General features: G+C 64.1%; 25 protein-coding genes. 9 read left to right on the top strand and 16 right to left on the bottom strand.

Annotated elements, in window-relative coordinates:
• Positions 1–4: 4 nt before the first annotated feature.
• A complete protein-coding gene (locus tag H7828_RS16885) occupies positions 5–1,375 on the bottom strand; it encodes a class II 3-deoxy-7-phosphoheptulonate synthase (RefSeq protein ID WP_226782239.1) in 1,371 nt (456 codons plus the stop codon).
• Positions 1,376–1,552: 177 nt separating this feature from the next.
• On the opposite strand from H7828_RS16885, the gene H7828_RS16880 reads away from it, so the two are divergent.
• A complete protein-coding gene (locus H7828_RS16880; protein ID WP_226782238.1) occupies positions 1,553–2,557 on the top strand; it encodes a GlxA family transcriptional regulator in 1,005 nt (334 codons plus the stop codon).
• Between the two features lie 48 nt (positions 2,558–2,605).
• On the opposite strand, the gene H7828_RS16875 is transcribed toward H7828_RS16880, so the two are convergent.
• A complete protein-coding gene (locus tag H7828_RS16875) occupies positions 2,606–3,706 on the bottom strand; it encodes a PQQ-dependent sugar dehydrogenase (RefSeq protein WP_226782237.1) in 1,101 nt (366 codons plus the stop codon).
• Positions 3,707–3,879: 173 nt separating this feature from the next.
• Here H7828_RS16875 and H7828_RS16870 point away from each other — a divergent pair, with 173 nt between their 5' ends.
• The 6 genes from H7828_RS16870 (at position 3,880) to H7828_RS16845 (ending at position 9,840) form a co-directional block, all read left to right on the top strand.
• Positions 3,880–5,073 (top strand): ABC transporter substrate-binding protein, encoded by a 1,194-nt coding sequence (locus tag H7828_RS16870; RefSeq protein WP_226782236.1) that lies wholly within the window; start codon positions 3,880–3,882, stop codon positions 5,071–5,073.
• A 111-nt stretch (positions 5,074–5,184) separates the two neighbouring features.
• Positions 5,185–5,961 carry an ABC transporter ATP-binding protein gene (locus H7828_RS16865; RefSeq protein ID WP_226782235.1) on the top strand — a complete coding sequence of 259 codons (777 nt, stop codon included), beginning with the start codon at positions 5,185–5,187 and terminating at the stop codon, positions 5,959–5,961.
• Positions 5,958–6,797 carry an ABC transporter ATP-binding protein gene (locus H7828_RS16860; protein WP_226782234.1) on the top strand — a complete coding sequence of 280 codons (840 nt, stop codon included), beginning with the start codon at positions 5,958–5,960 and terminating at the stop codon, positions 6,795–6,797. The genes H7828_RS16865 and H7828_RS16860 overlap by 4 nt, the downstream gene beginning before the upstream one ends.
• 117 nt (positions 6,798–6,914) lie before the next feature.
• Positions 6,915–7,922, top strand: coding sequence for a branched-chain amino acid ABC transporter permease (locus tag H7828_RS16855; protein WP_226782233.1), 1,008 nt, complete (start codon positions 6,915–6,917; stop codon positions 7,920–7,922).
• A complete protein-coding gene (locus tag H7828_RS16850) occupies positions 7,919–9,223 on the top strand; it encodes a branched-chain amino acid ABC transporter permease (protein ID WP_226782232.1) in 1,305 nt (434 codons plus the stop codon). The genes H7828_RS16855 and H7828_RS16850 overlap by 4 nt, the downstream gene beginning before the upstream one ends.
• A complete protein-coding gene (locus H7828_RS16845; protein WP_226782231.1) occupies positions 9,220–9,840 on the top strand; it encodes a nucleotidyltransferase family protein in 621 nt (206 codons plus the stop codon). Before H7828_RS16850 ends, H7828_RS16845 begins: the two co-directional genes overlap by 4 nt.
• 139 nt (positions 9,841–9,979) lie before the next feature.
• Here H7828_RS16845 and H7828_RS16840 read toward each other — a convergent pair whose 3' ends face one another.
• The 4 genes from H7828_RS16840 to modA form a co-directional block, all read right to left on the bottom strand.
• Positions 9,980–13,252, bottom strand: coding sequence for a Hint domain-containing protein (locus H7828_RS16840; protein WP_281070764.1), 3,273 nt, complete (start codon positions 13,250–13,252; stop codon positions 9,980–9,982).
• Between the two features lie 635 nt (positions 13,253–13,887).
• Positions 13,888–14,901, bottom strand: a complete 1,014-nt coding sequence (locus H7828_RS16835) for an ATP-binding cassette domain-containing protein (protein WP_226782230.1) — start codon at positions 14,899–14,901, stop codon at positions 13,888–13,890.
• Positions 14,894–15,562, bottom strand: coding sequence for a molybdate ABC transporter permease subunit (modB, locus tag H7828_RS16830; protein ID WP_226782229.1), 669 nt, complete (start codon positions 15,560–15,562; stop codon positions 14,894–14,896). The genes H7828_RS16835 and modB overlap by 8 nt, the downstream gene beginning before the upstream one ends.
• Positions 15,559–16,287: a molybdate ABC transporter substrate-binding protein gene (gene modA / locus H7828_RS16825; RefSeq protein ID WP_226782228.1), complete on the bottom strand. Its 729-nt coding sequence runs from the start codon at positions 16,285–16,287 to the stop codon at positions 15,559–15,561. Before modA ends, modB begins: the two co-directional genes overlap by 4 nt.
• Positions 16,288–16,530: 243 nt before the next feature.
• Between modA and H7828_RS16820 the strand changes: the two genes are divergently transcribed.
• Both H7828_RS16820 and H7828_RS16815 read left to right on the top strand, forming a co-directional pair.
• Complete coding sequence (locus H7828_RS16820) at positions 16,531–16,854, top strand: hypothetical protein (RefSeq protein ID WP_226782227.1); 324 nt, start codon at positions 16,531–16,533, stop codon at positions 16,852–16,854.
• On the top strand, positions 16,851–17,144 hold the full coding sequence (locus tag H7828_RS16815; protein ID WP_226782226.1) for a hypothetical protein: 294 nt from the start codon (positions 16,851–16,853) through the stop codon (positions 17,142–17,144). Before H7828_RS16820 ends, H7828_RS16815 begins: the two co-directional genes overlap by 4 nt.
• Positions 17,145–17,829: 685 nt before the next feature.
• Here H7828_RS16815 and H7828_RS16810 read toward each other — a convergent pair.
• The 10 genes from H7828_RS16810 to H7828_RS16765 all read right to left on the bottom strand — a co-directional run.
• Positions 17,830–20,421 carry a S8 family peptidase gene (locus tag H7828_RS16810; RefSeq protein WP_226782225.1) on the bottom strand — a complete coding sequence of 864 codons (2,592 nt, stop codon included), beginning with the start codon at positions 20,419–20,421 and terminating at the stop codon, positions 17,830–17,832.
• Positions 20,378–21,427 (bottom strand): AAA family ATPase, encoded by a 1,050-nt coding sequence (locus H7828_RS16805; protein WP_226782224.1) that lies wholly within the window; start codon positions 21,425–21,427, stop codon positions 20,378–20,380. Before H7828_RS16805 ends, H7828_RS16810 begins: the two co-directional genes overlap by 44 nt.
• The gene (locus H7828_RS16800; RefSeq protein ID WP_226782223.1) at positions 21,414–21,632 is read right to left on the bottom strand and encodes a hypothetical protein; all 219 of its coding nucleotides are present in this window, start codon (positions 21,630–21,632) and stop codon (positions 21,414–21,416) included. Before H7828_RS16800 ends, H7828_RS16805 begins: the two co-directional genes overlap by 14 nt.
• A gap of 339 nt (positions 21,633–21,971) precedes the next feature.
• Positions 21,972–22,229 (bottom strand): Rz1-like lysis system protein LysC, encoded by a 258-nt coding sequence (gene lysC / locus H7828_RS16795; RefSeq protein WP_226782222.1) that lies wholly within the window; start codon positions 22,227–22,229, stop codon positions 21,972–21,974.
• The gene (locus tag H7828_RS16790; RefSeq protein WP_226782221.1) at positions 22,171–22,494 is read right to left on the bottom strand and encodes a hypothetical protein; all 324 of its coding nucleotides are present in this window, start codon (positions 22,492–22,494) and stop codon (positions 22,171–22,173) included. The genes lysC and H7828_RS16790 overlap by 59 nt, the downstream gene beginning before the upstream one ends.
• Positions 22,491–22,946, bottom strand: a complete 456-nt coding sequence (locus tag H7828_RS16785; RefSeq protein WP_226782220.1) for an N-acetylmuramoyl-L-alanine amidase — start codon at positions 22,944–22,946, stop codon at positions 22,491–22,493. The genes H7828_RS16790 and H7828_RS16785 overlap by 4 nt, the downstream gene beginning before the upstream one ends.
• Positions 22,943–23,389, bottom strand: a complete 447-nt coding sequence (locus tag H7828_RS16780) for a hypothetical protein (RefSeq protein ID WP_226782219.1) — start codon at positions 23,387–23,389, stop codon at positions 22,943–22,945. The genes H7828_RS16785 and H7828_RS16780 overlap by 4 nt, the downstream gene beginning before the upstream one ends.
• Positions 23,373–23,549 (bottom strand): hypothetical protein, encoded by a 177-nt coding sequence (locus tag H7828_RS16775; protein ID WP_226782218.1) that lies wholly within the window; start codon positions 23,547–23,549, stop codon positions 23,373–23,375. Before H7828_RS16775 ends, H7828_RS16780 begins: the two co-directional genes overlap by 17 nt.
• Positions 23,542–23,769, bottom strand: a complete 228-nt coding sequence (locus H7828_RS16770) for a hypothetical protein (protein ID WP_226782217.1) — start codon at positions 23,767–23,769, stop codon at positions 23,542–23,544. Before H7828_RS16770 ends, H7828_RS16775 begins: the two co-directional genes overlap by 8 nt.
• Positions 23,769–24,043 (bottom strand): hypothetical protein (locus tag H7828_RS16765; RefSeq protein WP_226781973.1); only part of this gene is annotated, 275 nt, incomplete at its 5' end. The genes H7828_RS16770 and H7828_RS16765, both read right to left, overlap by 1 nt.

Here is a 24,043-nt window from a genome sequence, read left to right as displayed (position 1 = left end):
AAGATCAGCTGGCCGCGGCAGTGCGGCTGGCGGCCTGGCGGCTGCTCAACTGTTCGGCCACGAGGAAGGCCAGTTCCAGCGCCTGGCTGGCGTTCAGGCGCGGATCGCAGGCCGTGTGGTAACGATCCGACAGGTTTTCATCGGTCACCGCCCGCACGCCGCCGGTGCATTCGGTCACGTCCTGGCCTGTCATCTCGAAATGCACGCCACCGGGAACGGTGCCCTCGGCGTTGTGCACCTCGAAGAATTCCTGCACCTCGCGCAGCACGGAATCGAACGGGCGCGTCTTGTAACCGCTGGCCGACTTGATCGTGTTGCCGTGCATCGGATCGCAGGACCAAACCACGTTGGCGCCTTCTTCCTCGACCGCGCGGATCAGCTTGGGCAGGTGGTCGCCCACCGTGCCGGCGCCGAAACGGGCGATCAGGGTCAGGCGGCCCGCCTCGTTCTTCGGGTTCAGCGTGGCCATCAGACGCTTCAGGTCGTCGGTCGAGATCGAGGGGCCGCATTTCAGGCCGATGGGGTTAAGCACGCCCTTGCAGAACTCCACATGGGCGCCGTCGGGCTGGCGGGTGCGGTCGCCGATCCAGATCAGGTGGCCCGATCCGGCCAGGGTGTTGCCGCTGGTGGTATCGACGCGGGCCAGTGCCTCTTCGTATTCCAGCAGCAGCGCCTCGTGGCTGGTGTAGAAATCGACGGTGGCCAGTTCGGCGTTGTTGTCGCTGGTCAGACCTGCCGCCGTCATGAAATCCAGCGCATCCTGGATGCGGTTGGCCATGTCGCGGTATTTCTCGGCCTCGTCGGATTCGGTGAACCCAAGCGTCCAGGCGTGCACCCGGTGAATGTCGGCATAGCCGCCCTTGGAAAGCGCGCGCAGGAAGTTCAGCGTCGCAGCCGCCTGGGTATAGGCCTGCATCATGCGGCCGGGGTCGGGAATCCGCGCCTCGGGGGTGAAATCGAAGCCGTTGATGATGTCGCCACGGTAGCTGGGCAGTTCCACGCCACCGCTGGTTTCGGTGGGCGCGCTGCGCGGCTTGGCGAACTGGCCCGCCATGCGGCCCACCTTCACCGTCGGCACCTTGGCACCGAAGGTCAGAACCATGGCCATCTGCAGCATCACCTTGAAGGTGTCGCGGATGTTGTCGGCGCTGAACTCGGCAAAGCTCTCGGCGCAATCGCCGCCCTGAAGCAGGAATGCCTCGCCGCGCGATACCTCGGCAAGCTCGCGTTTCAGGGTGCGCGCCTCACCGGCAAAGACAAGCGGCGGATACTTGGCCAGACCCTGCTCGACCGCGGCCAGGGCGGCCGGATCGGTATAATCGGGCATCTGGACCCGCGGTTTGTTGCGCCAGTCGGATTTCTGCCACTGAGTCATCGTCTTTGCTCCGGAAACACATGCATTTCAGGCGGCGGTTATACGCAGGGCGGCAAGGGTTGCAAACAGCTAAACCGACGCAGGGTCAAACCGCGTGGTGCAAATGCGACATCCGCATCTTGCGGGCGCGACGCAAACCTGCTTGGCTCGCCCGGTCGCAGGGATCGGATCGTTGCCATGGAAGTGAGTCGCTATAGCGTGGATGTGGATACGGCGGGCGACAAACCGCGCCACTTTGTCTTTCTCCTGCTGGACAATTTCACGCTGCTGTCATTTGCCAGCGCCATCGAAAGCCTGCGCATCGCCAACCGGCTGGCCCGCACCCAGCTTTATTCCTGGGTCATCGCCGGTGAGGGGGGCGAACCGGTCAGCAGTTCGGTCGGCACCGTGTTCCAGACCGACAGCGACCTGGACGAATTGAACCGCGACGATACCGTGCTGGTCTGCGGCGGCATCGACGTCTCCGGCGCGACGACGAAACGCGTGGTCAACTGGCTGCGGCGCGAGGCGCGGCGCGGGGTCACCATCGGCGGGCTGTGCACCGCCGGCCACACCCTGGCGCGCGCCGGGCTTCTGGATGGCAAGCGGGCCACGATCCATTGGGAAAACCAGGACAGTTTCGCCGAGGAATTCGAGGAAGTCACGCTGACCAAATCGGTCTTCGTGATCGACGGCAACCGTTATACCACGGCGGGGGGCACATCCTCGATCGACCTGATGCTGAAGCTGATCGCCGATGAGCACGGCGAAACCCTGGCCAGCGCCGTGGCCGACCAGCTGATCTATTCCAGCATCCGCACCGACCAGGACATACAGCGGCTGTCGGTGCCCACCCGCATCGGCGTGCGGCATCCGAAACTGTCGACGGTGATCCAGATGATGGAAAGTCATATCGAAGATCCGATCAGCCCCGCCATTCTGGCGCGGGATGTCGGCATGTCGACCCGCCAGCTGGAACGGCTGTTCCGTCGCTACCTGAACCGTTCGCCCAAGCGGTATTACATGGAATTGCGCCTGCAAAAGGCGCGCAACCTGCTTATGCAGACCGACATGAGCGTGATCAACGTCGCCCTGGCCTGCGGCTTTGCCAGCCCGTCGCATTTTTCGAAATGCTACCGCGCCCATTATGAAACCACGCCCTATCGCGAGCGTGGAATCCAGGCCAGCCGCCTGCCCTCGTAAGCACCGCGCCGATCTGGCGTGAAATGAGTATTTGCAGCAAGAAAGAACCTAGCGTGGGCTCATCCGGTAAAGTGTGCCCTTCCCGACGGCGAGAAACCAGATAGTGCCGTCGGGTGCTTCGCGGATGTCGCGCACGCGGGCGGTTTCGGGGGATTTCAGGCGCTCTTCCTCTTTCATGGTGTCGCCGTCCAGCCGCGAGATCATGTCGAACTTCAGCGACCCCACCAGAAGATCGCCCTTCCATTCCGGCCAGAGCCGCCCGGAATAGAAAGTCATCCCCGAAGGTGCGATCGACGGGTCCCAGTAGTGGGCCGGTTGCGCCATGCCCGGTTTTTGCGTGCCCTCGCCGATTTGCTGGCCGGAATAATGGGTGCCGTAGGAAATGACGGGCCAGCCGAAATTGGCGCCCTTTTTGACGCGGTTCACCTCGTCTCCGCCCTTTGCGCCATGTTCCACCACCCAAAGCTGCCCCGCGCCGTCCAGCCCCGCGCCCTGGGGGTTGCGGTGGCCGTAGGACCAGATTTCGGGCAGGGCATTCTCTTGGCCGACGAAGGGGTTGTCGGCGGGCACCGATCCGTCGCGGTTGATGCGCACCACGCTGCCGTTGTGGCTTGCGGTATTCTGGGCCTGCGGGCCGGTGCCACGGTCGCCAATGGTGAGGAACAGATGGCCATCACGCCCCTCGACGATGCGCGAACCAAAGTGCCGCCCGCCGTCCGAACCCGGTGCCATCTCGAAGATCACTTTCACATCCTCAAGCCGGTCGCCCGCCTGCGACAGGCGCCCGACCGCCAGGGCCGTTCCTGCGCCGCCGCCCTGCTTCTTGGCATAGCTCAGGAAAACCTCGCGCGTTTCGGCAAAATCGCGGGGCACCATGACGTCAAGCAGGCCGCCCTGCCCTTCGACATGCACATCGGGCAGGCCCGACACCTGTTTCACCGACCCATCAGCACCGACATGTTGCAGGCGGCCTGCCCGTTCGGTGACCAGAAAACCCCCGCCGGGCAGGAAGGCAAAGCCCCAGGGTTCGTTCAACCCCGTCACCACCGGCGCCACCTCGATCGCGCCAAGGCTGCTGTCCATGGCGGCGCTGGCGAGGGGTGAAAGACAGGCCAGTGCCAGAAGTGTCGCGCAGATTCTCGTTCTCATCCCGTGGCCTTCCCTTCCTGTTCTTCTCCCCTCCAGATAGGGCGACCGGACGTAGGGTAAACCGCGGCAACCCCGGATTTTCGGGGTAAATGTGCAGATCAACACCCTTTTCTTTTGGACCGACCCACAATAACGTCACCCTCAGGACAACGTTCCACAACAGGGAGACTTAAATGAAAAAGCTACTTATGGCCTCCGCCATGACCGCCGTCGCCGCCAGCTCGGCCTTCTCGGCGGCCCAGGCTGAAGAGGTAAAGATCGGCGTGATCATGGGCTTTACCGGCCCGCTTGAAGCGCTGACCGCCGAAATGGGCCCCGCTGCCGAACTGGCGATCAAGGAAGTGTCGGATTCGGGCAAGTTCCTGGATGGCATGACCGTGGTTCCGGTGCGCGGTGACAGTACCTGCATCGACGCCGGCGCCGCGACCGCCGCCGCCGAACGCCTGATTACCTCGGACGGCATCAAGGGTATTGTCGGCGCCGCCTGTTCGGGCGTGACCGGTGCGATCCTGTCGAACGTGGCCGTTCCCAACGGCATCGTGATGATTTCGCCCTCGGCCACGTCGCCGGGCCTGTCTACGGTCGAGGACGAAGGCCTGTTCTTCCGCACCTCGCCCTCGGATGCCCGTCAGGGTGTGGTGATGACCCAGGTTCTGCTGGACCAGGGGATCGAGGAAGTGGCCGTGTCCTATGTCAACAACGACTATGGCAAGGGCCTGGCCGATGCCTTCGAAGCCGCCTACACCGAAGCCGGTGGCAAGGTGACCATCAACACCGCCCACGAAGACCTGAAGGCCGACTATTCGGCTGAAGTCGGGGCATTGGCCGCGGCCGGTGGTCAGCGCCTCGTGGTGGCGGGTTATGTCGACGGTGGCGGATCGGGCATCGTGCGCGCGGCGCTGGATTCGGGTGCTTTCGACACCTTCCATTTCCCCGATGGCATGGTCAGCTCGCAGCTTGAGAAGAACTTCGGCAGCGAGATCGACGGTTCGACCGGTCAGCACCCTGGCACCGACAGCCCCGGCGTGGCCACCTTCAACGATCTGGTGGGCGATGCCTTTGACCCCACCAGCGCCTTCGCTCCTGAAAGCTATGACGCCGCCGCGCTGATCCTGCTGGCGATGCAGGCTGCCGGTTCGGTGGAATCCGCCGATTACGCGGGCAAGGTGATGGATGTCGCCAACGCTCCGGGCGAAAAGATCTATCCCGGCGAACTGGCCAAGGCGCTGGAGCTTCTCAAGGCCGGAACCGAGATCGACTATGTCGGCGCCTCGGCGGTGGAACTGATCGGCCCGGGCGAATCCGCCGGCAACTACCGTGAGATCGCGTTCGAGGACGGCAAGCTGGTGACCAAAGGGTACCGCTGATCGTCTGATCCGCTTTCAACTGGCAACCCGGCGCGCCCCTCGTGCGCCGGGTTGTTTCCGTATTCCGATGCAAAACCGGAAGCGGCCAACGGGGACGCGAAGGGGCAATACATGATCGTTGTCGAAAACCTGCACAAGCATTTCGGCGGGTTTCACGCCGTCGACGGTGCATCTCTTGAAATCAAGGCGGGGTCGATCACCGGCCTTGTCGGGCCGAACGGCGCCGGAAAGACCACTCTTTTCAACGTCATCGCCGGCGTTCTTAAACCGACCTCGGGCAAGGTGACCATGGCGGGCGAGGATATCACCGGCCTGCCGCCGCACACGCTGTTTCACAAAGGGCTGCTGCGCACCTTCCAGATCGCCCATGAATTCGGGTCGATGACCGTGCGGGAAAACCTGATGATGGTGCCCCCGGCCCAGTCGGGCGAAACGATCTGGAACGCCTGGTTCGGCCGCGCCCGCATCGCGCAAGAGGAAGCGGCGCTTCTCAAGAAGGCCGACGAGGTTCTCGAGTTTCTGACCATCGACCACCTGAAGGACGAACGCGCCGGCAACCTGTCGGGCGGGCAGAAGAAGCTGCTGGAACTGGGCCGCACGATGATGGTGGACGCCAAGATCGTCTTTCTGGACGAGGTGGGCGCCGGGGTGAACCGCACCCTTCTGAACACGGTGGGCGACGCGATTTTGCGCCTGAACCGCGAGCGCGGCTATACCTTCTGCATGATCGAACACGACATGGATTTCATCGGCCGCCTGTGCGATCCCGTGATCGTCATGGCCGAGGGGCACGTCCTGGCGGAAGGCACCATCGACCAGATCAAGGCCAATGAACAGGTGATCGAGGCCTACCTTGGCACCGGCCTGAAGAACAAGGCGACAGCATGACCGGAAATCCATGGCAGGATGATCGCGGCAACAAGGACCGCTCGATCACGAAAAGCAGCGGCGCGGGCGGATCGGGCGATCCGGTGCGCCACAGAACCATGGGATCGGGGGCGCCGCGTGTAACGGATGGCCCCTTCCTGATCGGCGACAATATGACGGGCGGCTATGGCAGCGGTGCCGACATCCTGCACGGCTGCACCTTGGCGGTGGACCCGGGCCAGATCGCGGTGATCGTCGGGCCGAACGGCGCGGGCAAATCCACGGCGATGAAGGCCGTCTTCGGGATGCTGAACGTGCGCAGCGGTGCGGTGCGGCTTGAGGGTGAGGACATCACCCACCTGACCCCGCAGGACAGGGTGGCGAAGGGCATGGCCTTCGTACCCCAGACCCACAACATCTTCACTTCGATGACCGTCGAGGAAAACCTCGAAATGGGCGCCTTTCTGCGCCGCGACGACATCGGCAAGACCATCGCGCAGGTCTATGACCTGTTCCCGATCCTGGGCGACAAGCGCCGCCAGCCGGCGGGTGAGCTTTCGGGCGGGCAGCGCCAGCAGGTGGCGGTGGGCCGCGCCCTGATGACCAAGCCGCGTGTCCTGATGCTGGACGAACCCACGGCCGGGGTCAGCCCCATCGTGATGGACGAATTGTTCGACCGCATCATCGAGGTGGCCCGCACGGGCATCTCGATCCTCATGGTCGAACAGAACGCCCGCCAGGCGCTGGAGATCGCGGACCGCGGTTACGTCCTGGTGCAGGGCAGCAACGCGTTTACCGGCACGGGGGAAGAACTTCTGTCCAACCCCGATGTGCGCGCAAGCTTTCTTGGGGGATAGGATGACTGTTTATCGTTCCGACTGCCGGCACGGGATGCCGGGCCTTTCCCATCCCTTTGACGCAAACGACGTATCCGGTGCGCCCCAGGGCCGCGCCGCGACCCGAAAGGTGGCATGATGGATCTGTTGAACGCCCTTGTGGTGCTGGCCAATTTCGTGCTCATCCCCGCCACCTCCTACGGCGCCCAGCTGGCCCTCGGGGCGCTGGGGGTCACGCTGATTTATGGCATCCTGCGCTTCTCGAACTTCGCCCATGGCGACACGATGGCCTTTGGCGCCATGGTCACGATCCTGTTCACCTGGCTGTTCCAGGGCTGGGGCATTTCCTTCGGCCCGCTGCCCACGGCGCTTCTGGCGCTGCCCTTCGGCATCGCGGGCACCGCGCTTCTGCTTCTGGGCACCGACAGGGCCGTCTATCGGTTCTACCGCGAACAGAAGGCCGCACCGGTGATCTTGGTGATCGTGTCCATGGGGGTGATGTTCATCATGAATGGGCTGGTGCGCTTCATCATCGGCCCCGACGACCAGCAGTTCGCGGATGGCGAACGCTTCATCATCACGGCCCGCGAATTCAAGACGATGACCGGCCTTGACGAGGCGCTTTCCATCCGCACCTCGCAGGGGATCACCATTGTCACGGCCGTGATCGTGGTGGCCTTCCTGTTCTGGTTCCTGAACCGCACCCGCACCGGCAAATCCATGCGCGCCTATTCCGACAACGAAGACCTTGCGCTGCTTTCGGGCATCAACCCCGAACGGGTGGTGACGATCACCTGGCTGATCGTCGCGGCGCTGGCCACCATTGCGGGCACGCTTTACGGGCTGGACAAGTCTTTCAAACCCTTCACCTATTTCCAGCTTCTTCTGCCGATCTTCGCCAGTGCCATCGTCGGCGGGCTGGGCAGCCCGGTGGGCGCCATCGCGGGGGGCTTCCTGATCGCCTACTCCGAGGTGATGGTGACCTATGCCTTCCGCAAGGTGCTGGATTACCTCCTGCCCTGGTATGAACCCGAGGGGCTCGTCCAGCTTCTAAGCACCGATTACAAATTCGCGGTCAGCTTCTCGATCCTGGTGATCGTGCTGCTGTTCAAACCCACCGGCCTGTTCAAGGGGAAATCGGTATGAGCGCTTCTGTCAGAGCACCGCTTCTTTTTGCCGCCGTTGCGGCGATGTTCCTGTTCACCGGTTTCACCTCATCCTGGAACTCGGCGCTGGGGATCTTCAACATGGGCCTGATCAGCGCGATCATGGCCCTGGGCGTGAACATGCAATGGGGCTATGCTGGGCTGTTCAACATCGGGGTGATGGGGTTTGTCGCCCTTGGCGGCCTTGGCGCCGTCATCATCGGCATGCCCCCGGTGGCCGAGGCCTGGGCCGCGGGTGGCGTCCGCATCCTGCTGGGGCTGCTTCTCGCGCTGGCGACGATCCTGGGCGCCGTGTTCGTCTGGAAGCGGATGAAGCCCGGGCGCTGGCGCGGGGTGGCCATCACCGTGCTGCTGGTCATCGGGTTCTATGCCTTCCGCGCTGTCTTTGATGGCGGTGTCGAGGCGGTCGAGGCGGTGAACCCCGCCGTGTCGGGCAACCTGGGCGGGCTGGGCCTGCCGGTGCTGATCGGCTGGCCTGTGGGCGGTCTTCTGGCGGCGGGTGCGGCCTGGATCGTCGGCAAGACGGCCCTGGGCCTGCGCAGCGATTACCTGGCCATCGCCACGCTGGGCATTGCCGAGATCATCATCGCCGTGATGAAGAACGAAGACTGGCTGGCGCGCGGCGTGAAGAACGTCATCGGCCTGCCCCGACCGGTACCCTACGAGGTGGACCTGCAGCAATCGACCGACTTTTTGGCGCGGATGCAGGCCATCGGCGCCGATCCGGTGACAGCCTCGTCCATCGTGGTCAAGCTGCTCTATGCCGCGCTCTTCGCCTCGGTCCTGCTGTTGCTGATCTGGCTGACGCAAACGGCGCTGAAATCGCCCTGGGGGCGGATGATGCGCGCGATCCGCGACAATGAAACCGCGGCCGAGGCGATGGGCAAGGATGTGACCGGGCGTCACCTTCAGGTCTTCATCCTGGGCAGCGCGATCTGCGGTCTGGCCGGCGCCATGATGACCACGCTTGACGGCCAACTGACCCCGACCGGCTATCAGCCGCTGCGCTTCACCTTCCTGATCTGGGTTATGGTGATCGTCGGCGGGTCGGGCAACAACTGGGGCTCGGTCCTTGGGGGCTTCCTGATCTGGTTCCTCTGGGTTCAGGTCGAACCCATGGGCCTGATGCTGATCAACCTGATCACCGCCGGCATGGCCGATGGATCGCCGCTCAAGGATCACCTGATCGAAAGCGCCGCGCATATGCGGCTTTTGACCATGGGTGTCGTGCTGTTGCTGGTGCTGCGCTTCTCGCCGCGGGGCCTGATCCCCGAGAGATGAGCGTGCCGCCACCTTGCGACGTGACGATCCTGCTGCTTGCGGCGGGGTCGTCTTCGCGGATGCGGGGGGCTGACAAGCTGACCCAGCTTGTCGACGGAACGCCCCTGTTGCGCCGACAGGCCCGGGCGGCGGTGGCCACGGGTGCACCGGTGATCGTTGCCCTGCCCCCCCGGCACCACGCGCGGCTTGCGTGCCTGCACGACCTTCCCCTTGCCGTGATCGAGGTGCCCGGCGCCGCCGAGGGCATGGGCGAAAGCCTGCGCCTTGGCGCCCTTGCAGCGGGGCGGCCCGACGGGTTGATGGTGATGCTGGCCGACATGCCCGACATCGAAACGGCCGACCTGACGCTGCTGATCGAAGGTTTCACCAAAGGCCACGCCAGCAGCATCGTCCGCGCCGGGGCAAAGGATGGCACACCGGGGCATCCCGTGATCCTGCCGGCCGACTGCCTGCCCGACCTGGCCGATCTGCGGGGCGATACCGGCGCGCGCGCCATCCTGGCCGCCAACCGTGGTCGTTGCGTCACCCTGCCCCTTGCGGGCCGGCGCGCGCTGGTCGATCTCGACACGCCCGAGGCCTGGGCCGCCTGGCGCAGCGCCCGCGACAGTCACACCTGAAAACGAAAAAGCCTGCCGGAAACCTGGCAGGCATCGCGAACAACCTTTGAAAAAGTGACCGGGAGGCAGCCCTCCCCCCAGCCACAGTTGAACGGCGCGATGTGTTTCGACATCGCGCCGTTCGCTGCTTAACTTGGGGTTACTTCAGCAGAAGCGCCGCTTCGTGCTTTTTCAGGGTGCGGCGGGCGGCGGCGTAATCGGCCAAGCCCTCAGCGTTTTCCAGTTCGGGGAACAGCGCCAGGATTTCATCCCGCTGGGCACTGTCGATCCCCTTGAGGCTCTGATCGCCGGGCTGGAAGCTTTCGGTCCAGGCCCCGTCGGACAGCACAACCTCGTGCTGGTCGAACATGAAGTGGATGTAGGTGGTCGAACTTGCCTCGACCTCGACGATCCCCTTGCCATCGACCAGGTGCTTGGCCGCCACCAAGACCTCACGCTCTTCGAAGTACAGCGCGGTCTTGTCGTTGGCCACCAGCACGCGGTGGTTGGGCGACACCAGCATGTCACGTTCCGGCAGGCCATTGCCCAAGGCACCCGCACGGATCAGCACCGGCTGCAACCTGGGGTTTTCGGCCAAGGCGCGACCGTCCAGCGTGGTGTGACCCACCCAGCGGATCTGCTGGATGCCGTTATCGCGGGTGATCACGCGATCGCCTTCGCGCAGATCCTCGACCAGGCGTTCGCCCTTCGGAGTCGCGATCAGCGTGCCGGGGGTGAAGCAGGGCGGCACGGTGTCGATGATCTCTTCGATGTTGGTGAAGTCGATCTGACCCACCTCGTTGTCATCGGCATCGAAGTAGACGACCGACCCGTCGATCCCGTTGCCGTCGCTGTCGGTCACGGTGTCCTGCAACTCGTAGCGCACGGCGCCCGGCGTTCCGTCGATGGAACCGGTAAGGTCCAGCGTGTCGAAGTCGCGGCTGTCGGGGCCAAAGCCCGCGCCACCCGAAACGGTATCGCCACCGTTCACGTCGATGAAGGTATCGGCGTCGTCGTTGCCCTCAAGGCTGTCGTTGCCCGGACCGCCCGAAATGGTGTCTTCGCCATCGCCGCCGCGCACGGTGTCGTCCCCCGCGCCCGCGGTGACCACGTCATCCCCGGCCCCCGCTTCGATGGTGTCATCGCCCGCGCCGGTGTCGATGGTGTCGTTGCCGAAGCCGCCTACCACCGTGTCGTCGCCCGCGCCGCCGGTGATCAGGTCATCGCCCTGGCCGCCGCTCAGCTGGTTCGCGCCATCGCCACCGTCAAGGATGTCGTTGCCGCGGCCACCGTCCAGGGTGTCGTCGCCGTCGCCGCCTTCCAGCAGGTCGTCGTCGGCGCCACCGGCCAGCATGTCATCGCCCTGGCCGCCGATCAGCGTGTCGTTTCCGGCACCGCCCTCCAGGCTGTCGTTGTCGATACCGCCGTCGAGGTAATCGTCGCCGGTGCCACCAATCAGCGTGTCATCGTCGTCTTCGCCATAGATCACGTCGTCGCCGGCGCCGCCATCAAGGTAATCGCGGCCGTTCTCGGGGACAGGATCGGTCGCGTCAGGCTCTTCCCCTGCGAAACCCGGGATCGGATCGTTCCCGAAACCACCATGGATGGTGTCGTTCCCGGCGCCGCCGGTGATGGTGTCGGACCCGTGGCTACCGGTCAGGCTGTCGTCGCCTTCGCCGCCGCTGATCTCGTCATCGTCGATGCCGCCGTTGATCGTGTCGTTGCCCAGACCGCCGACGATGGTGTCGCGGTCGTCCCCGGTGAAGATCAGGTCGTCGCCCGCGCCGCCATCGACGAAATCGCGGCCGTCTTCCTGGTTCGGGTCGGATTCGCCCGGGCGGTTGTTGGGGTCGTCGCCTACATAGTCGGACAGGGTGTCGATGCCGGCGATGATCGTGTCATTGCCGTCGCCGCCATAGATGGTGTCGGCGCCCTGGATGTCGTCGATGTAGTCGTTGCCCGCGCCGCCATCGACCAGGTCATCGTCGATGCCGGATTCGATGCTGTCGTCGCCGTCGCCGCCGTTGATGGTGTCGCGGTCGTCGCCGGTGCGGATGGTATCATTGCCCGCGCCGCCATCGACCGAGTCGCGGTCGTCGTCCGGGAAGGCATCGGGTTCGATGACGCCGGGCACGACGAAGGGCGGGGTATCCAGCGCCGGATCGTTGCCCGACACGTCGATCAGGTCGTCGCCGTCGCCGCCGCTGACGGTTTCCGAACCCGAACCGTCGGTGATCGTGTCATCGCCGACACCACCCGACAGATCGTCATCGCCGGTACCGCCGTCGATGTCGTCATCGCCTTCGCCGCCATCGACCGTATCGTCACCGTCACCGGCGCGCACGATATCGTCGTTGCTGCCGGGGTTCGGGCCGAGGATCGCGTCGTTGTTGTCGATCCGGTCGCCATCGGGGTCGCCGGTATAGCCAAGGTCGATGTTGTCGTCGCCCGGCGTGCCGGACACGATGCCATCGGGGCCACCGCTCGGGCCGTCGAAGACCATGTTCTCGATCTCGGTGAAGTCGACGATCGTGCCGTCGTTCAGGGTGGCAACGCCCGTCAGGCCGCCACCGGCGCCCGGATCGGTGTTGGAATAGGTCACCTGTGCGGCCGGATCATCCACCAGCCCGCGCAGATCCAGCGTATCGCCGTTCACTTCGCCGGTTTCGCCGCCGATGACGTAAAGGGTTTCGCCGGGGGCCAGCTGATCGTCGGCCACGGTGAAGTAATCGTCGCCACCATCGCCCGCCACGGTATCGCCCGCGCCGGCCGTGATGGAATCGTCGCCGTCGCCGCCGCGCAGGTCGTTGGGGCCCGTGCCGCCGGTCAGCGTGTCGTCCCCGGCCGAACCGATGACGCCTTCGATGCGGCTGCCGCTGTCGATGCTGTCGTTGCCCGCATCGCCACCCGACAGGGTGTTGTCGTCGAGGTTGACGTTCACCGGATCGGACGACCCCGAGTAATCGATGGTGTCCATGCCTTCGCCGCCGAAGAGGCTGTCGGCACCTTCGCCACCGATGAACTTATCGTCGCCATCGCCACCCTCAAGGAAGTTGCGCCCGTCATCGCCCTTCAGCGTGTCGTCGCCCGCTTCGCCGCGCAGGGTGTCGTCGCCCGCTCCGCCTTCGATGTAGTCGTCGCCATTGCCGCCATAGGCATCGTCGTCGCCCTCGCCCGCCAGGATCGTGTCGTTCCCTTCGCGCGCCTTGATGATGTCGTCGTTCGACCCGGGGTTCGACAGGATGGCGTCGTTGTTGTCGACGCGGTCGCCCTCGGGGTCGTCGTCATAGTTCAGGTCGATCAGGTCATCGGGGTTGGCGTTCTGGTCGCCATCGACGACGCCGCCACGGCTGGCGGGCACCGGCCCCGAGCTTGCGACCGGCGTACCGGCAGCAGGGGTTTGGTTTTCAATGTTCTTTGTGTCGTTCGACATAATCCGGCTCCATCTCCATGCGACGCGCGGCACTGCACCTGGCGGCGCGCCGTCGAGCTTTCCAATCCGGAATGCCTCATCGGTTCTCGATGCAAGCAATCCCATTCCGACCGTCCCATCAGCTGGAACGCAAAAATAATGAAGCGCTTGAGCCGAAAACCGACCCGTGCAGACATTCATTCGATCTTGCCGGCACGATGTTCCGTGCCGGGTTCGATCCGGTCGTCCCCCAACGACGCTCGAAACCCAGTTCGCAACCCAAACTAGCGCAGCCAACGGCGCAACCAAGCGGAAAATTATAATGGTAGTTGGAGGTTAACCGCTGGCAGCACCCGCATCGGTTGGCGACTCAGCACCTGTCTACAACCGGGGATTGTGGTCTGATTTGGCGGTTCAAAGGCCGTTCCGAGGGGCGGATTCGGACAGTTCCCTAGGATTTTATTGTTGAAATTGACGCTTCGGTAACCTTTTTGGGCGGCAACGCAACGCTGGGCTGACCGGAATTGGGCAGGATTGTGGCAGAACCTGGGCACAACCCCGAGGGCAGTTCAAACAATCGCGACGACAGGCACGACGTAGCGATAATTTTGGTCAATCTGGTGCTTTCGGAGCAATTGATCGTGTTCCGGGAACGATCAATTCGAATCATTCGCCCATCGGCCGACCTCGGGGCGGGGCAAGACCGCCAGCAGCGTCAGCCAGACCGGATCACCAACCACAGCCGCGCCCGGCCAGTTGGCCAGCGGCCAAAGCACGTTCTGCCCGGCAAGGCTCAGGCGCAGGTGGTTGTCGGTCATCCCCGCGATGCGGCCTTGCAGGGTTAGGTGCCCCGATGTCGGCCCCGGATCGGCCAGCGAAATCAGCGTCGATTCAACCGGCAGCGTCAGCGACCAGCGTTCGCCCGGTGCCGCCTTCACCGGCAGCGTTACCCGCGCCCCGCCGACATCGAAGACAGCGCCCCCCGCCGCCTGTTCGATCACCCGGGCCGCCAGGCGCACCGGGTCGTTTGCCCAGCCGGTGATCGCGCCATCGGCCACGGAAAGAACACGGTCGGCCAGCGTCAGCACCTCGTCGCGGGCATGGCTGACGAACAGCGCGGGCACGCCGAAGGCCTGGCTGGCGCGGGTGACATGGGGCAGGATCTCGGCCTTGCGCGCGGTGTCCAGCCCGGTCAGCGGCTCATCCAGAAACAGGATGTCGGGCCCCGAGGCCATGACCCGCCCAAGGGCGACCCGCCGCGCCTCGCCCCCCGACAGGCCGCGAATGTCACGCTGCATCAACGGGCCGAGGTTCAGCAGATCGGCCACCTCGTCCACGCGCGCCGCGCCCACACCCCGCCGCCTTGCGCCGTAGGCCAGGTTGCCCGCGACGTTCAGATGCGGAAACAGGCGGGGTTCCTGAAAGACATAGCCGATGCCGCGCCGGTGCGGCGGCACGAAGGTGCCCTGCCCCTGCAGGATACGCCCGGCCAGTTGCACATGGCCGGTCGCCTGCGGCTCCAGCCCCGAAAGGATGCGCAACAACGTGGTCTTGCCGCTGCCCGAGGGGCCGGTGATGGCGGTGATCCCGCGCAACGGAACATCGGCAGCCATGGCCAACCCGAACCCGGCCCGCGCCAGCGCAACGTCAAACCTCAGGCTGTCAGACAAGGCGCCGCCCCCGGCCCTGGTTCAGGACATAAACGAAGCTGAGCACCACGAACGACAGGACAAGAAGCGCGGCCGACAGGATATGCGCCGTGGCATAATCCAGGGTTTCGACCGCGGTATAGATCTCGATCGAAATCACCCGCGTGCGCCCCGGTATGTTGCCCCCCACCATCAGCACCACGCCGAATTCACCCAGCGTATGGGCAAAGGTCAGCACACCCGCCGTCAGCATCCCGCGCCGCGCCAGGGGCATGGCGATGCTGAAGAAGGCATCGCGCCGCCTGGCCCCCAGCATCGACGCGGCCTCCATCAGCCCGGGGCCGACCCCGGCAAAGGCCGTCTGCATCGGCTGCACAGCGAAGGGCAGCGAATAGAAGATCGAGGCGATGACCAGCCCCGAAAAGCTGAAGGTGAGGGTATCACCGGTCAGCCGCAGGAAGGCCGCACCAAGGGGGGCCTCCGGGCTCATCAGGATCAGCAGGTAGAACCCCAGCACCGTGGGCGGCAGCACCAGCGGCAGCGCGGTCAGCGCCTCGACCATGGGGCGCAGGCGGTTGCGGGTGGTGGCCAGCCACCAGGCTAAGGGCAGCCCCGCCACCAGCAGGATCACCGTCGTCAGGGCCGCCAGTTTCAGCGACAACCAGACCGCGGCCCAGATCACGGGTCGGGCCTGCCATAGCCGGCCTTGTCAAGTATCGCGAGGGCGACGGGCGATTCCAGCCAGCCCCAGAACGACTGCGCGGCAGGGCTGTCGCCGCTGCGGGCCAGCAGAACCCCCTCCTGGCGGATCGGATCGAAGGTCGCCTGGTCGATCGCGTGCACGTCAAGCGCACGTTCGGCGCGCACCTGCGCCAGTTGCGACACCGAGATCACGGCGGCATCGACATTGCCCGTGGCAAAGAACACCGCGACCTGCCCGACGCTTTCCCCCAGGATCAGCCGGGCCGTGCCGGTATCGACGCCAAGATGGCGCAACGCCTGTTCCGCCGCCCGCCCGTAGGGCGCGACCTTGGGGTCGGCGATGGAAAGGCGCACGGAATCCAGCGTCGCCGCGTCGTTGGCAAGACCCGGAGCCGTCACCAGCGCGATCAGCCCCAGGGCATAGGCCCGGCGCGCGGCGGTCAGCCCCTCCTGCTCCAACAGTTCGGGGCGTTCGGCGTCGGCAGCCAGGAAGATGTCGAAGGGCGCACCGGCGCGGATCTGGGCGTAAAGTTTGCCGGTCGAGCCGTGAACCAGTTCCACCCGGTGGGGATGATCGGCTTCATAGGCGGCCACCAGGCCTTGCGCGGTCGACAGGAGGTTGGCGGCGACGGCAACCGTCACGGTTTCGGCCCGCGCCACCTGGCCTGCGATCATGAGCGAGAGGATCAGAAGGGCGCGGCGCACGGCAGGCTCCCAGCAATGCACCGCCAAGCAATGGTACCCGAGGCCGGACTCGAACCGGCACGCCTTGCGGCGGGGGATTTTGAATCCCATGGCTTTACGGTCTTTTCAATCACATCGGCCAAATCCGTCGCACGGACAAACCGAAAACACAAGGCGAACCTGCGACGGGCCTTCTCGCGCGGGAATCCAGTGCCAGCGCCTGCTCACGGCACGATCAATCCACCACACCAACGGAGACTCAGCATGACTGACACACGTCCCGACTTTGACCCAGCGACGGGAAACCCTGTGGAAATCCCAACCGGGGCTGAACAGCCTGAGGACTATACGATGCCCGAAAGGGCCATGGAGGCTGACGGCAACGCGGCCAAGTGGAAGAAGCGCGCAGAGCGGGCCAGACGTGCGCGTGACGATTACAGGACCATGGCGGCAGAAGGCAGGGCGGCCCTGGAACGCATCGCGGGGAACGAGGGGGCAGATGCAGACACGGCGAGGGCAGCGCTGACGGCCATGGAAGCTGTCGCGCCGGGGCGATGGCGGGACGCAAGCAAGGGAGACACCGAATGACTGACCTTGCCAAGCTGGACGCGGCGGCAACGCCGGGGGAGTGGCGGTGGTCGTCTGGCCTTTGCGATTGCGGATATGTCGGCGACGGTGGGGCAACCACAACTCTCTACGGAGATTGGCACGAGGGGGCCGTTGTGGCCGACGATCATGACGGTCTGTTCTGCGCAACTCTCGTCAACGGCTACCGCACCGACCACCTCATCGACCCCACCGACGATGCGGCGCTTGCGCGGGCGGGGCTGATGAGAAAACCGGCGTCCAAACCGGCTAAACCACCCCTTAACCCATAACCGCTATCCTGCCCCAACGCCGGAACTTGGGAGATGGCGGATAACGACACGCAATGTTGGAAAGACCATGACACCACATCCGACTAGCCCCGGAGCCCCCATGAAAATTCCACCTGAGCGTTGCGCGGTCTTGTCCGTCACGTCTTGCACCGGCCGCCAGGTTAACTTGATCTGGCCCATTGATTGGATGACCGACGCAGACCGGGAAGATGTAGTGCCCGGGGCGATGCCAAGCGTGGGCGTGCGGTTCTCTGATCCCGCTAGCCTGCGGCACCTCGAATACCCTGAGAACCCAGATGACAATCGCAGCGTAGCCTTCAGGCCGAATGCATCTTCCCCGACAGCCTGAAGTCAGCGCAGGCCGCACCGCACTGCCTGCACCGGGCCCGGCGGACTACATCGCCGACGGTGCGAGGCGGGTGCGGCAAGCGTAGCAGATCCGCGACGGCCACGGCCTCGCCTGCGTGACCGTTAGCGCACCAGAGATGGATCGCGGCGATGTTGGCTAGTTCGGTTTCCATAGGGGAAGGTTGGTTTGGCAGCCAAGGAATGGCAACAGACAGTGGGGCCGCTGTCGCGAACGGCCCATAGCCGACATTCCGCCTAGCTCATTGCTGCGACGCGATCACCCCGAAAGCACTCGTTCAAAAGAGAGCGCAGCATTTTCTGCTATAGACGTCGAAGGTTAGGGTCGAGGCCGGATACCCAGCCCTTGGCGTACCTCTTCATAGACGCTGATGGCCGCGCCTGCCTCGATTGTGACGGCGAGGCCATAGCGGATCGACTGATCAAGCGCGCCGCCCTGCTCTCTGCAGAAGACACGGAGCCCTAAGGTATTGCCATCGACAAACGCGACGGCACGCTCGCCGGCATAGCGAACATGTAAAAGCGACCCGCGAGGCGCGGCTTTGTCCGAGGGCTGACCGGCGACCCTCGCGACACCAAATCTGGTATCCGGACTATCCGGTGCGACCTCCAGCTTTGCTCGTCGATAAGCTTGATGCCGAATGTTTACCGGCGAGAACCACGCCAGCGAAACCGTCAGCGCGCGCGGTTCGCGCACGCGCTCCAAGCTCTGCGGCAGGGGGATACGGTACAGGGCTGCCTGCTCACCGGCAGGAATCTCCCCAAAGCCAATCATCGTGGCCCGATTCGCGGCACATTCCATCGCCTCATGAACCGCCGGTCGACCATAGCCCAGAAGCCGGGCGATACCATCCCGGCGAACGACATGGCTGCCCGGCCCCTGCGGCAGCCACGTCTGGTCGAGTAGCCCACCTAAGCTGCCCCATTGTGCGCGATGCACCAACATCGCCTTAACGATAACCCCATAGAAATCGGGATCCACTCCTTCGAGAAGATTACCATTGTCTGGATCGGAGAGCGCATCGAAGATGCGATGTGCGGCCCTCGTCGCCAGCGCCGTCGCTGCACTGGTGCCTGAGCTGAACCCTTCACGGGTCACGTCGCCTCCACCGTCGGGCACGGCGCAACGCAAGCCGTATAGCCGCCCCGGCGGCACCAACCGAAGACTAACGCCGCCTGCGCCGTTGGCGGAAACCCGGACGAGTTCACGGCCGCCCGGCATGAAGATGTCCGGCTTGACCACCTTCCGGTGTCCGAGGCCAATGGCGGAGGAGATATTGGGGCCGGTTGCTTCTGCAAAGGGCGAGAATACCGCCGCGCCATTCATCGGCGGCGCGCCATCCTCGTGCCAGGCGCCGACGGTGACCGCATTAAGTGACTCCGCCGGCGAAAGCAGCGTGCGGACTGCCTGCTGTTCCGCCAGCGCCCGCAAGATCGCAGCTTCGCGGTCCTCGGCCGAGGCGTTCTCGAAGTCAGTCAGTCCCGCGAAGTCCCGAACCGCAAGCGGTTCAGTGACATTGCCGGCACTTACTAGAAACAGGATGCCGAACCTGTCCGCAAGATAATCGAGCAGTCGGCCCCAAGGGCTCATCGGCCCAGCAAAGGGACGGTTACGATCACCCAACGAGAGATTGACGATGAAGACGCCCGGCGCTGTCGCTTCGCCCTCGGCGTCGCCAACTTTCATCCGGAGGACCGCTTGATAGATCAGGTCGAGCAACAGCCGGTCGCGCAGCGGCTGCTCACTCCGTCCCCCACCCGGTGCATAAAGCACCGGGCGGAGATAAATGGGCCGGGACAGAGGCTCTTCTTCTAGATTGCGGTCGCCATGGAGGATTAGTGACGCCATTTCTGTCCCATGCTTGCGCTCCGCGACCACGCTCATTGCCTCGAAATCGTCGGGGTCGTCCAAAACCAAGCGGCCGGCAAGCAGCGTATGGTTTTGCACCGGCATGGCATCGAACAAGGCGGCCACTGGCGGAAGCCGTACTTCCGGATCGGGCGGCGCATGCAACTCCTCGTCAAGCGGATCGGCTCCGACAGGAAACTCCACAGTCGATTGCGGCCGCACCATCATAACATCGTCGCAAATCGCCAGGCTGACCTCCTCCCGCGCGATCAGCCGCTGCACTTCCACCGCCGGCAGGTCGACCAACCGGGCCATGTAGCCGATCTCACCTATCTCCGCCTGATCGACGACCACTCCCTCGGCCGCCGCGACTGCGTCTTCGAAACTCGCCTTCGCCGCCGAGCGCCGTGCTGCGGTGCCGACATACCACATCTCGACCTCTACGCGTACGACGGCATTCGCCCCCTTTACGGCCAGTTCTTCTTCGAGATACTGGATCGTTTCGCTAGGGATCCGATCTGCCGGTCCCCAAGCCCGCAGCGTATGCAGATGCTTGAAGACCTCAAACCAAGGCGCGAAGCCACGCGGAGCAGCCTCGCCCACCTCATAGAGCCGCCAGAGCGACAGCAGATTGCGCAGGGCCTGCGTGTCCGGCATGGCCATATAAAGGCGGCCTGCGATCGGCTTATCGTCGCGGATACCAGGCTCGCGCCCTTTGCGGGTCTCGATCACCCCGAACTTATCGTCTGGCTCGAAGATCATTTGTTCGTCGGCAAGAAAATCTAGCCCGCCGATACGTGCGACTGCCGCGCTGAAGTCGCCGATCGAGCCCGCGACCTCGAACACCAGCGCCCGTTCCGGCGCAATGCCAAGCGGTTCCTCGCGAAGACTCAGCGGATCTCCATTCCGATCGAAAACATCGCGGAGCCGCTGAAAAATCGGGCCGAGCCGGTCGCGCTGCTCGGCGCGCGACGGGGTCTGAACCTTGCTCCCGCCGCTACCGCCCTTAGGCCGCTTGTCACTCCCCGGCTTTGGAACCGGCAGAAGGGGGTATTCGGTCATGCGAGGCATCCTCCCGAGCATTCGGCGAGGTTCGCGCGGCCCACATCTTCAGCCGCTCCTCGACAGTTTTTTTCAGTGGTAGTTCCCCCATGGCCAGAACGTGCCGACGGCGGACATCTAGGCAGAATTCCTCGGCCTCAGCATAGCTGATCGAGCCGAGCGATTTCGCAATGCTGCCAGCAGCCCGCCCTAGGGGTTGTTCCATACCGTCCGCAAACCGCTGAAAATACGCGGTCAATTCCGCCCGCGTCGGCGCGTTCAGCGACAGCCTGAGCTGGAACCGGCGCCAGACCGCCCGATCCAACAGTTCGCTGTGGTTAGTTGCCGCCACGGTGATCGTATAGCTAGGCAGATCGTCCATCTGCATCAGCAGCGAGGTCACGACGCGTTTGATTTCGCCAGTCTCGTGTTCGTCCCCCCTCTCCTTGCCAACAGCATCGAATTCATCAAAAAACAAAACGCAGGGAGTAGTCCGTGCATAGTCGAAAACGCGTTTCAGCCGGGCCGCTGTCTCGCCGAGATAACTGCCGATCATCGCTTCGTAGCGAACTACGAAAAACGGCAGCGCCAACGCCTCAGCAATCGCCTCGGCCAGCGAGGTTTTGCCATTGCCCGGCGGTCCGGAAAGCAGAATCCGGTGTCGCGGCTCGAGCGAATGCGACCGCAGAACCGAGGCGCGCTGTTGCTCCTCGATAAGTTCCGCACAGGCACGGCGGTTCAGATCCGATAGCACTAGATCCTCGATGCGCTTTTCGGGCACCAGTTCGAGCAGGAATTCCCGATGACGATTGGGATTTCCTCCGAGAACCGCAGATGCTTGGTAACCTTTGCCATTGCCATTGCCATTGCCATTGGCATGCATGGCCTTCGTCAAGCGATCCGCCAGCACGTTATGGTTCTTGGCCTTTTCTTCGGCAATAATGGCTTCGGCCGCAGCCCGCACACTTCGGGAGTCACCGCTTGATCCTGCCTTGACCAGCGAGATAAGCAGATCACTTCTCGCCATCGTCTGCTCCCTGGCCCATTCCGTTATGCTTACCCTGTTTTTCCCGATCTAGCTTCTCAACAACAGCCTCCAGAATCCAAGTGTTGCGCGGCACCTGGACGGCCCGAGCTTTCCGCTCGTGATCAATGTTGCTTACCAGCGCACGTGGCACCCGCACCGTAAGCGCGGTTATGTCGTTGTCAGGTTCGTTCAGTTCCTTGGCCATGCCGCTCCTTAACACCACTGGCATCATTGTGCCATCAGCAAGACAGCGCACTGCCATCTTAGTACGCTCTGTGTACTTCATGCAGTGGGCTGCTAGACTTTTCAGACTGCATCTGTGGCCGCTTTCGTGAAAGTGCCGCGCTTACTATGCTGCGACGCTGTCGGGCCGCGTTCCGCACTGACTGCAGGCCACCTAGGGTTCCTCCGGGTGGTGGTGGTAGAGTGTCTGCCTCCACGATTTGGCAACATTGATCTCGCACGCGCATTGAACGTCCGCTCTCCGCCCATCCTGGCTGGAAAAGCAGGGCAGTCTGCAGCGCCGCTTGGTGTCTCGCTTTCCTTACCTCCCAACCATTTTCGTCGCCTGCACTCCTCCAACGATCTCCCCAACCGCCTCGATCTTCCCATTCGCACATTCCGCGCTGCGCAGATGTTCGGTCGCCAGAACGGCCAGATCGCGATAGGTCGCGGCCACACGGTCGCTGATCTCGCAGGGCGTCAGCAACTCGGCCGGCACATCGGGGCTGACCTCGATGTACTCAATCTGCTTGTCGCAGGCCGCGAAGAATATCGGACAGAGCAGGATCAAGCTGCGCATCGGCACACTCCCCTAGATCGGCGGTCAGGATTTTTTCGATGGTGGCATTGGCGGCAGAGGCGCGGCGCGCTTCACTCTCGCGGTATGCAGCAGCGACGGCAGCGGACAGTCTGGCTTGAACGGCCTGCGCCATCAGAGCGGCATTGGCGCGGCCTTGGGCGGAAATCCTGTCCTGCAGGTCATCCACCTTGCTGGACTGCCACCATGCCGCGCCGCCAAATCCCAGACAGGCCAGTAGCGCGGCTACGAGGGCGTAACGGGTCACTTCAGCCAATCCTCGGAACGCACCTTGAAACCTGGGCATTCCTTGTTCGCGTAATCGTTGTGCCCGCTGACTTTCGTTATGTCCGTCAGCGTCCGCAGGTCCGCGATGTAGGATCGGACACTCTCACGCTGTTCGGGCGTGAAATAATCCTCAAATGTCTTGATGCCGGCATGAGTACGCACCGGGATCATGCAGATCCCGATCGTTCCCCTGTTCCGCTCCTTCACATGGGCGCCGACCCTGTAGATCGACCGCCCGGTCACCACCCCGCCCTGCGGCGGCACAACGCGGTGATAGCCAATGTCCGACCAGCCGTTGTCGTGGACATGCCACTCCCAGATCGCTTGCCGCATTTCCCACGGCGTCTTGCCCTTCCACCAGTCGCCCGGCGTAGCCGAAGTGTGCAAGATTACCTCATGCACGGGATACCGTGCCTTGCCTTGATAGATCATTGACCGTCCTTTCCGCGATTACGGCGCCGCCGGGGGCGCAGATGACACAGCAGGCCGCGAAGATGGGTGGGATAGTTCCAGGCGGTCCACATCGAGTAGCGGTGCCGGTCGCCCACCGGCACCAGCAGGTGCAACAATTTCAGCAGGTGCAGCCCGCCCCAGAGCAAAACGAGGTTCCAGATGGCATTCGCCTCGGCACCGCCCAGGGCGTCGCGCACCACGGCCCAGAGGTCGGGGCCGGTGAATACGCGCACCAGGTCCCAATAGCCCGTGCGCCCGGCGCCCTGCGCCAGGATCAGCACCATGGCCATGGCCAGGTGAAAGGCATCGCGCCGCTCGGGCCGGAACAGGTGCGGTACCAGGCCGCGCACCCCCATCAGGATCACGAAGGTGGCCGGAACCCCGACCAGCACGTTCAGGGGAATATCAATCGTGCCGTTCATTGCGGCGCTCCTCGTTCGTTTCGCGCATCTGATCCAGCACGGTTTGCAGTCTGCTGGCGGCATTCTTCACGTCGTCCACCGAAGCGCGGGTCAGCATCCTTTGGGCTTCGATGGCCGCCTCGTGGCGGGCCTGCTTGCGATGCCAGGGCCAACTAAACATTCCGGCGATCCTCCAGCAGGCGGGCCATTCCGTTCAGCGCCGCCGTGGCGTTGTCCGACACCTCGCGCAGTTCCTTGCTGTGATCGCGCATGTCGTTCAGACGGGCCTCATGCGCGGCATCAAGGCGCTTGGTGTTGATCCAGTCGCGCCAGGCCAGCGCGACGATCACGACGGCGGGCAGGCCGCCGCCGATTTCCGAGATGATCGCCGACCAGTCCATCAGAACTTGACGTCGCAGTCGAAGGCGCGCACCTGCAGGGTGCCGGCGGCGGCCGATTGGGTTGCCTGCACCTTCCAGTCGATCAGATCCATCGACGCACCGCGCGCCGATGCCGAGGCCAATGTCTCGGTCAGGCCGGCGTTGCTGGCCACCACGCTGCCATCGCCGAAGGCCAGCGCCGAGAAGCTGCCGGCGGCCGCGTCTGCGCTGCCTGACCGGATGTCGAACTGTACGCAGAAGTCGCGCGATCCTGATCCCGACGGGATGACGATCG

Source organism: Oceaniglobus trochenteri (assembly GCF_020529025.1).
GTDB classification, from domain to species: domain Bacteria; phylum Pseudomonadota; class Alphaproteobacteria; order Rhodobacterales; family Rhodobacteraceae; genus Oceaniglobus; species Oceaniglobus trochenteri.
The sequence above is the reverse complement of the archived record's forward strand: the minus strand, read 5'-3'. Positions and strand labels throughout refer to the sequence as shown.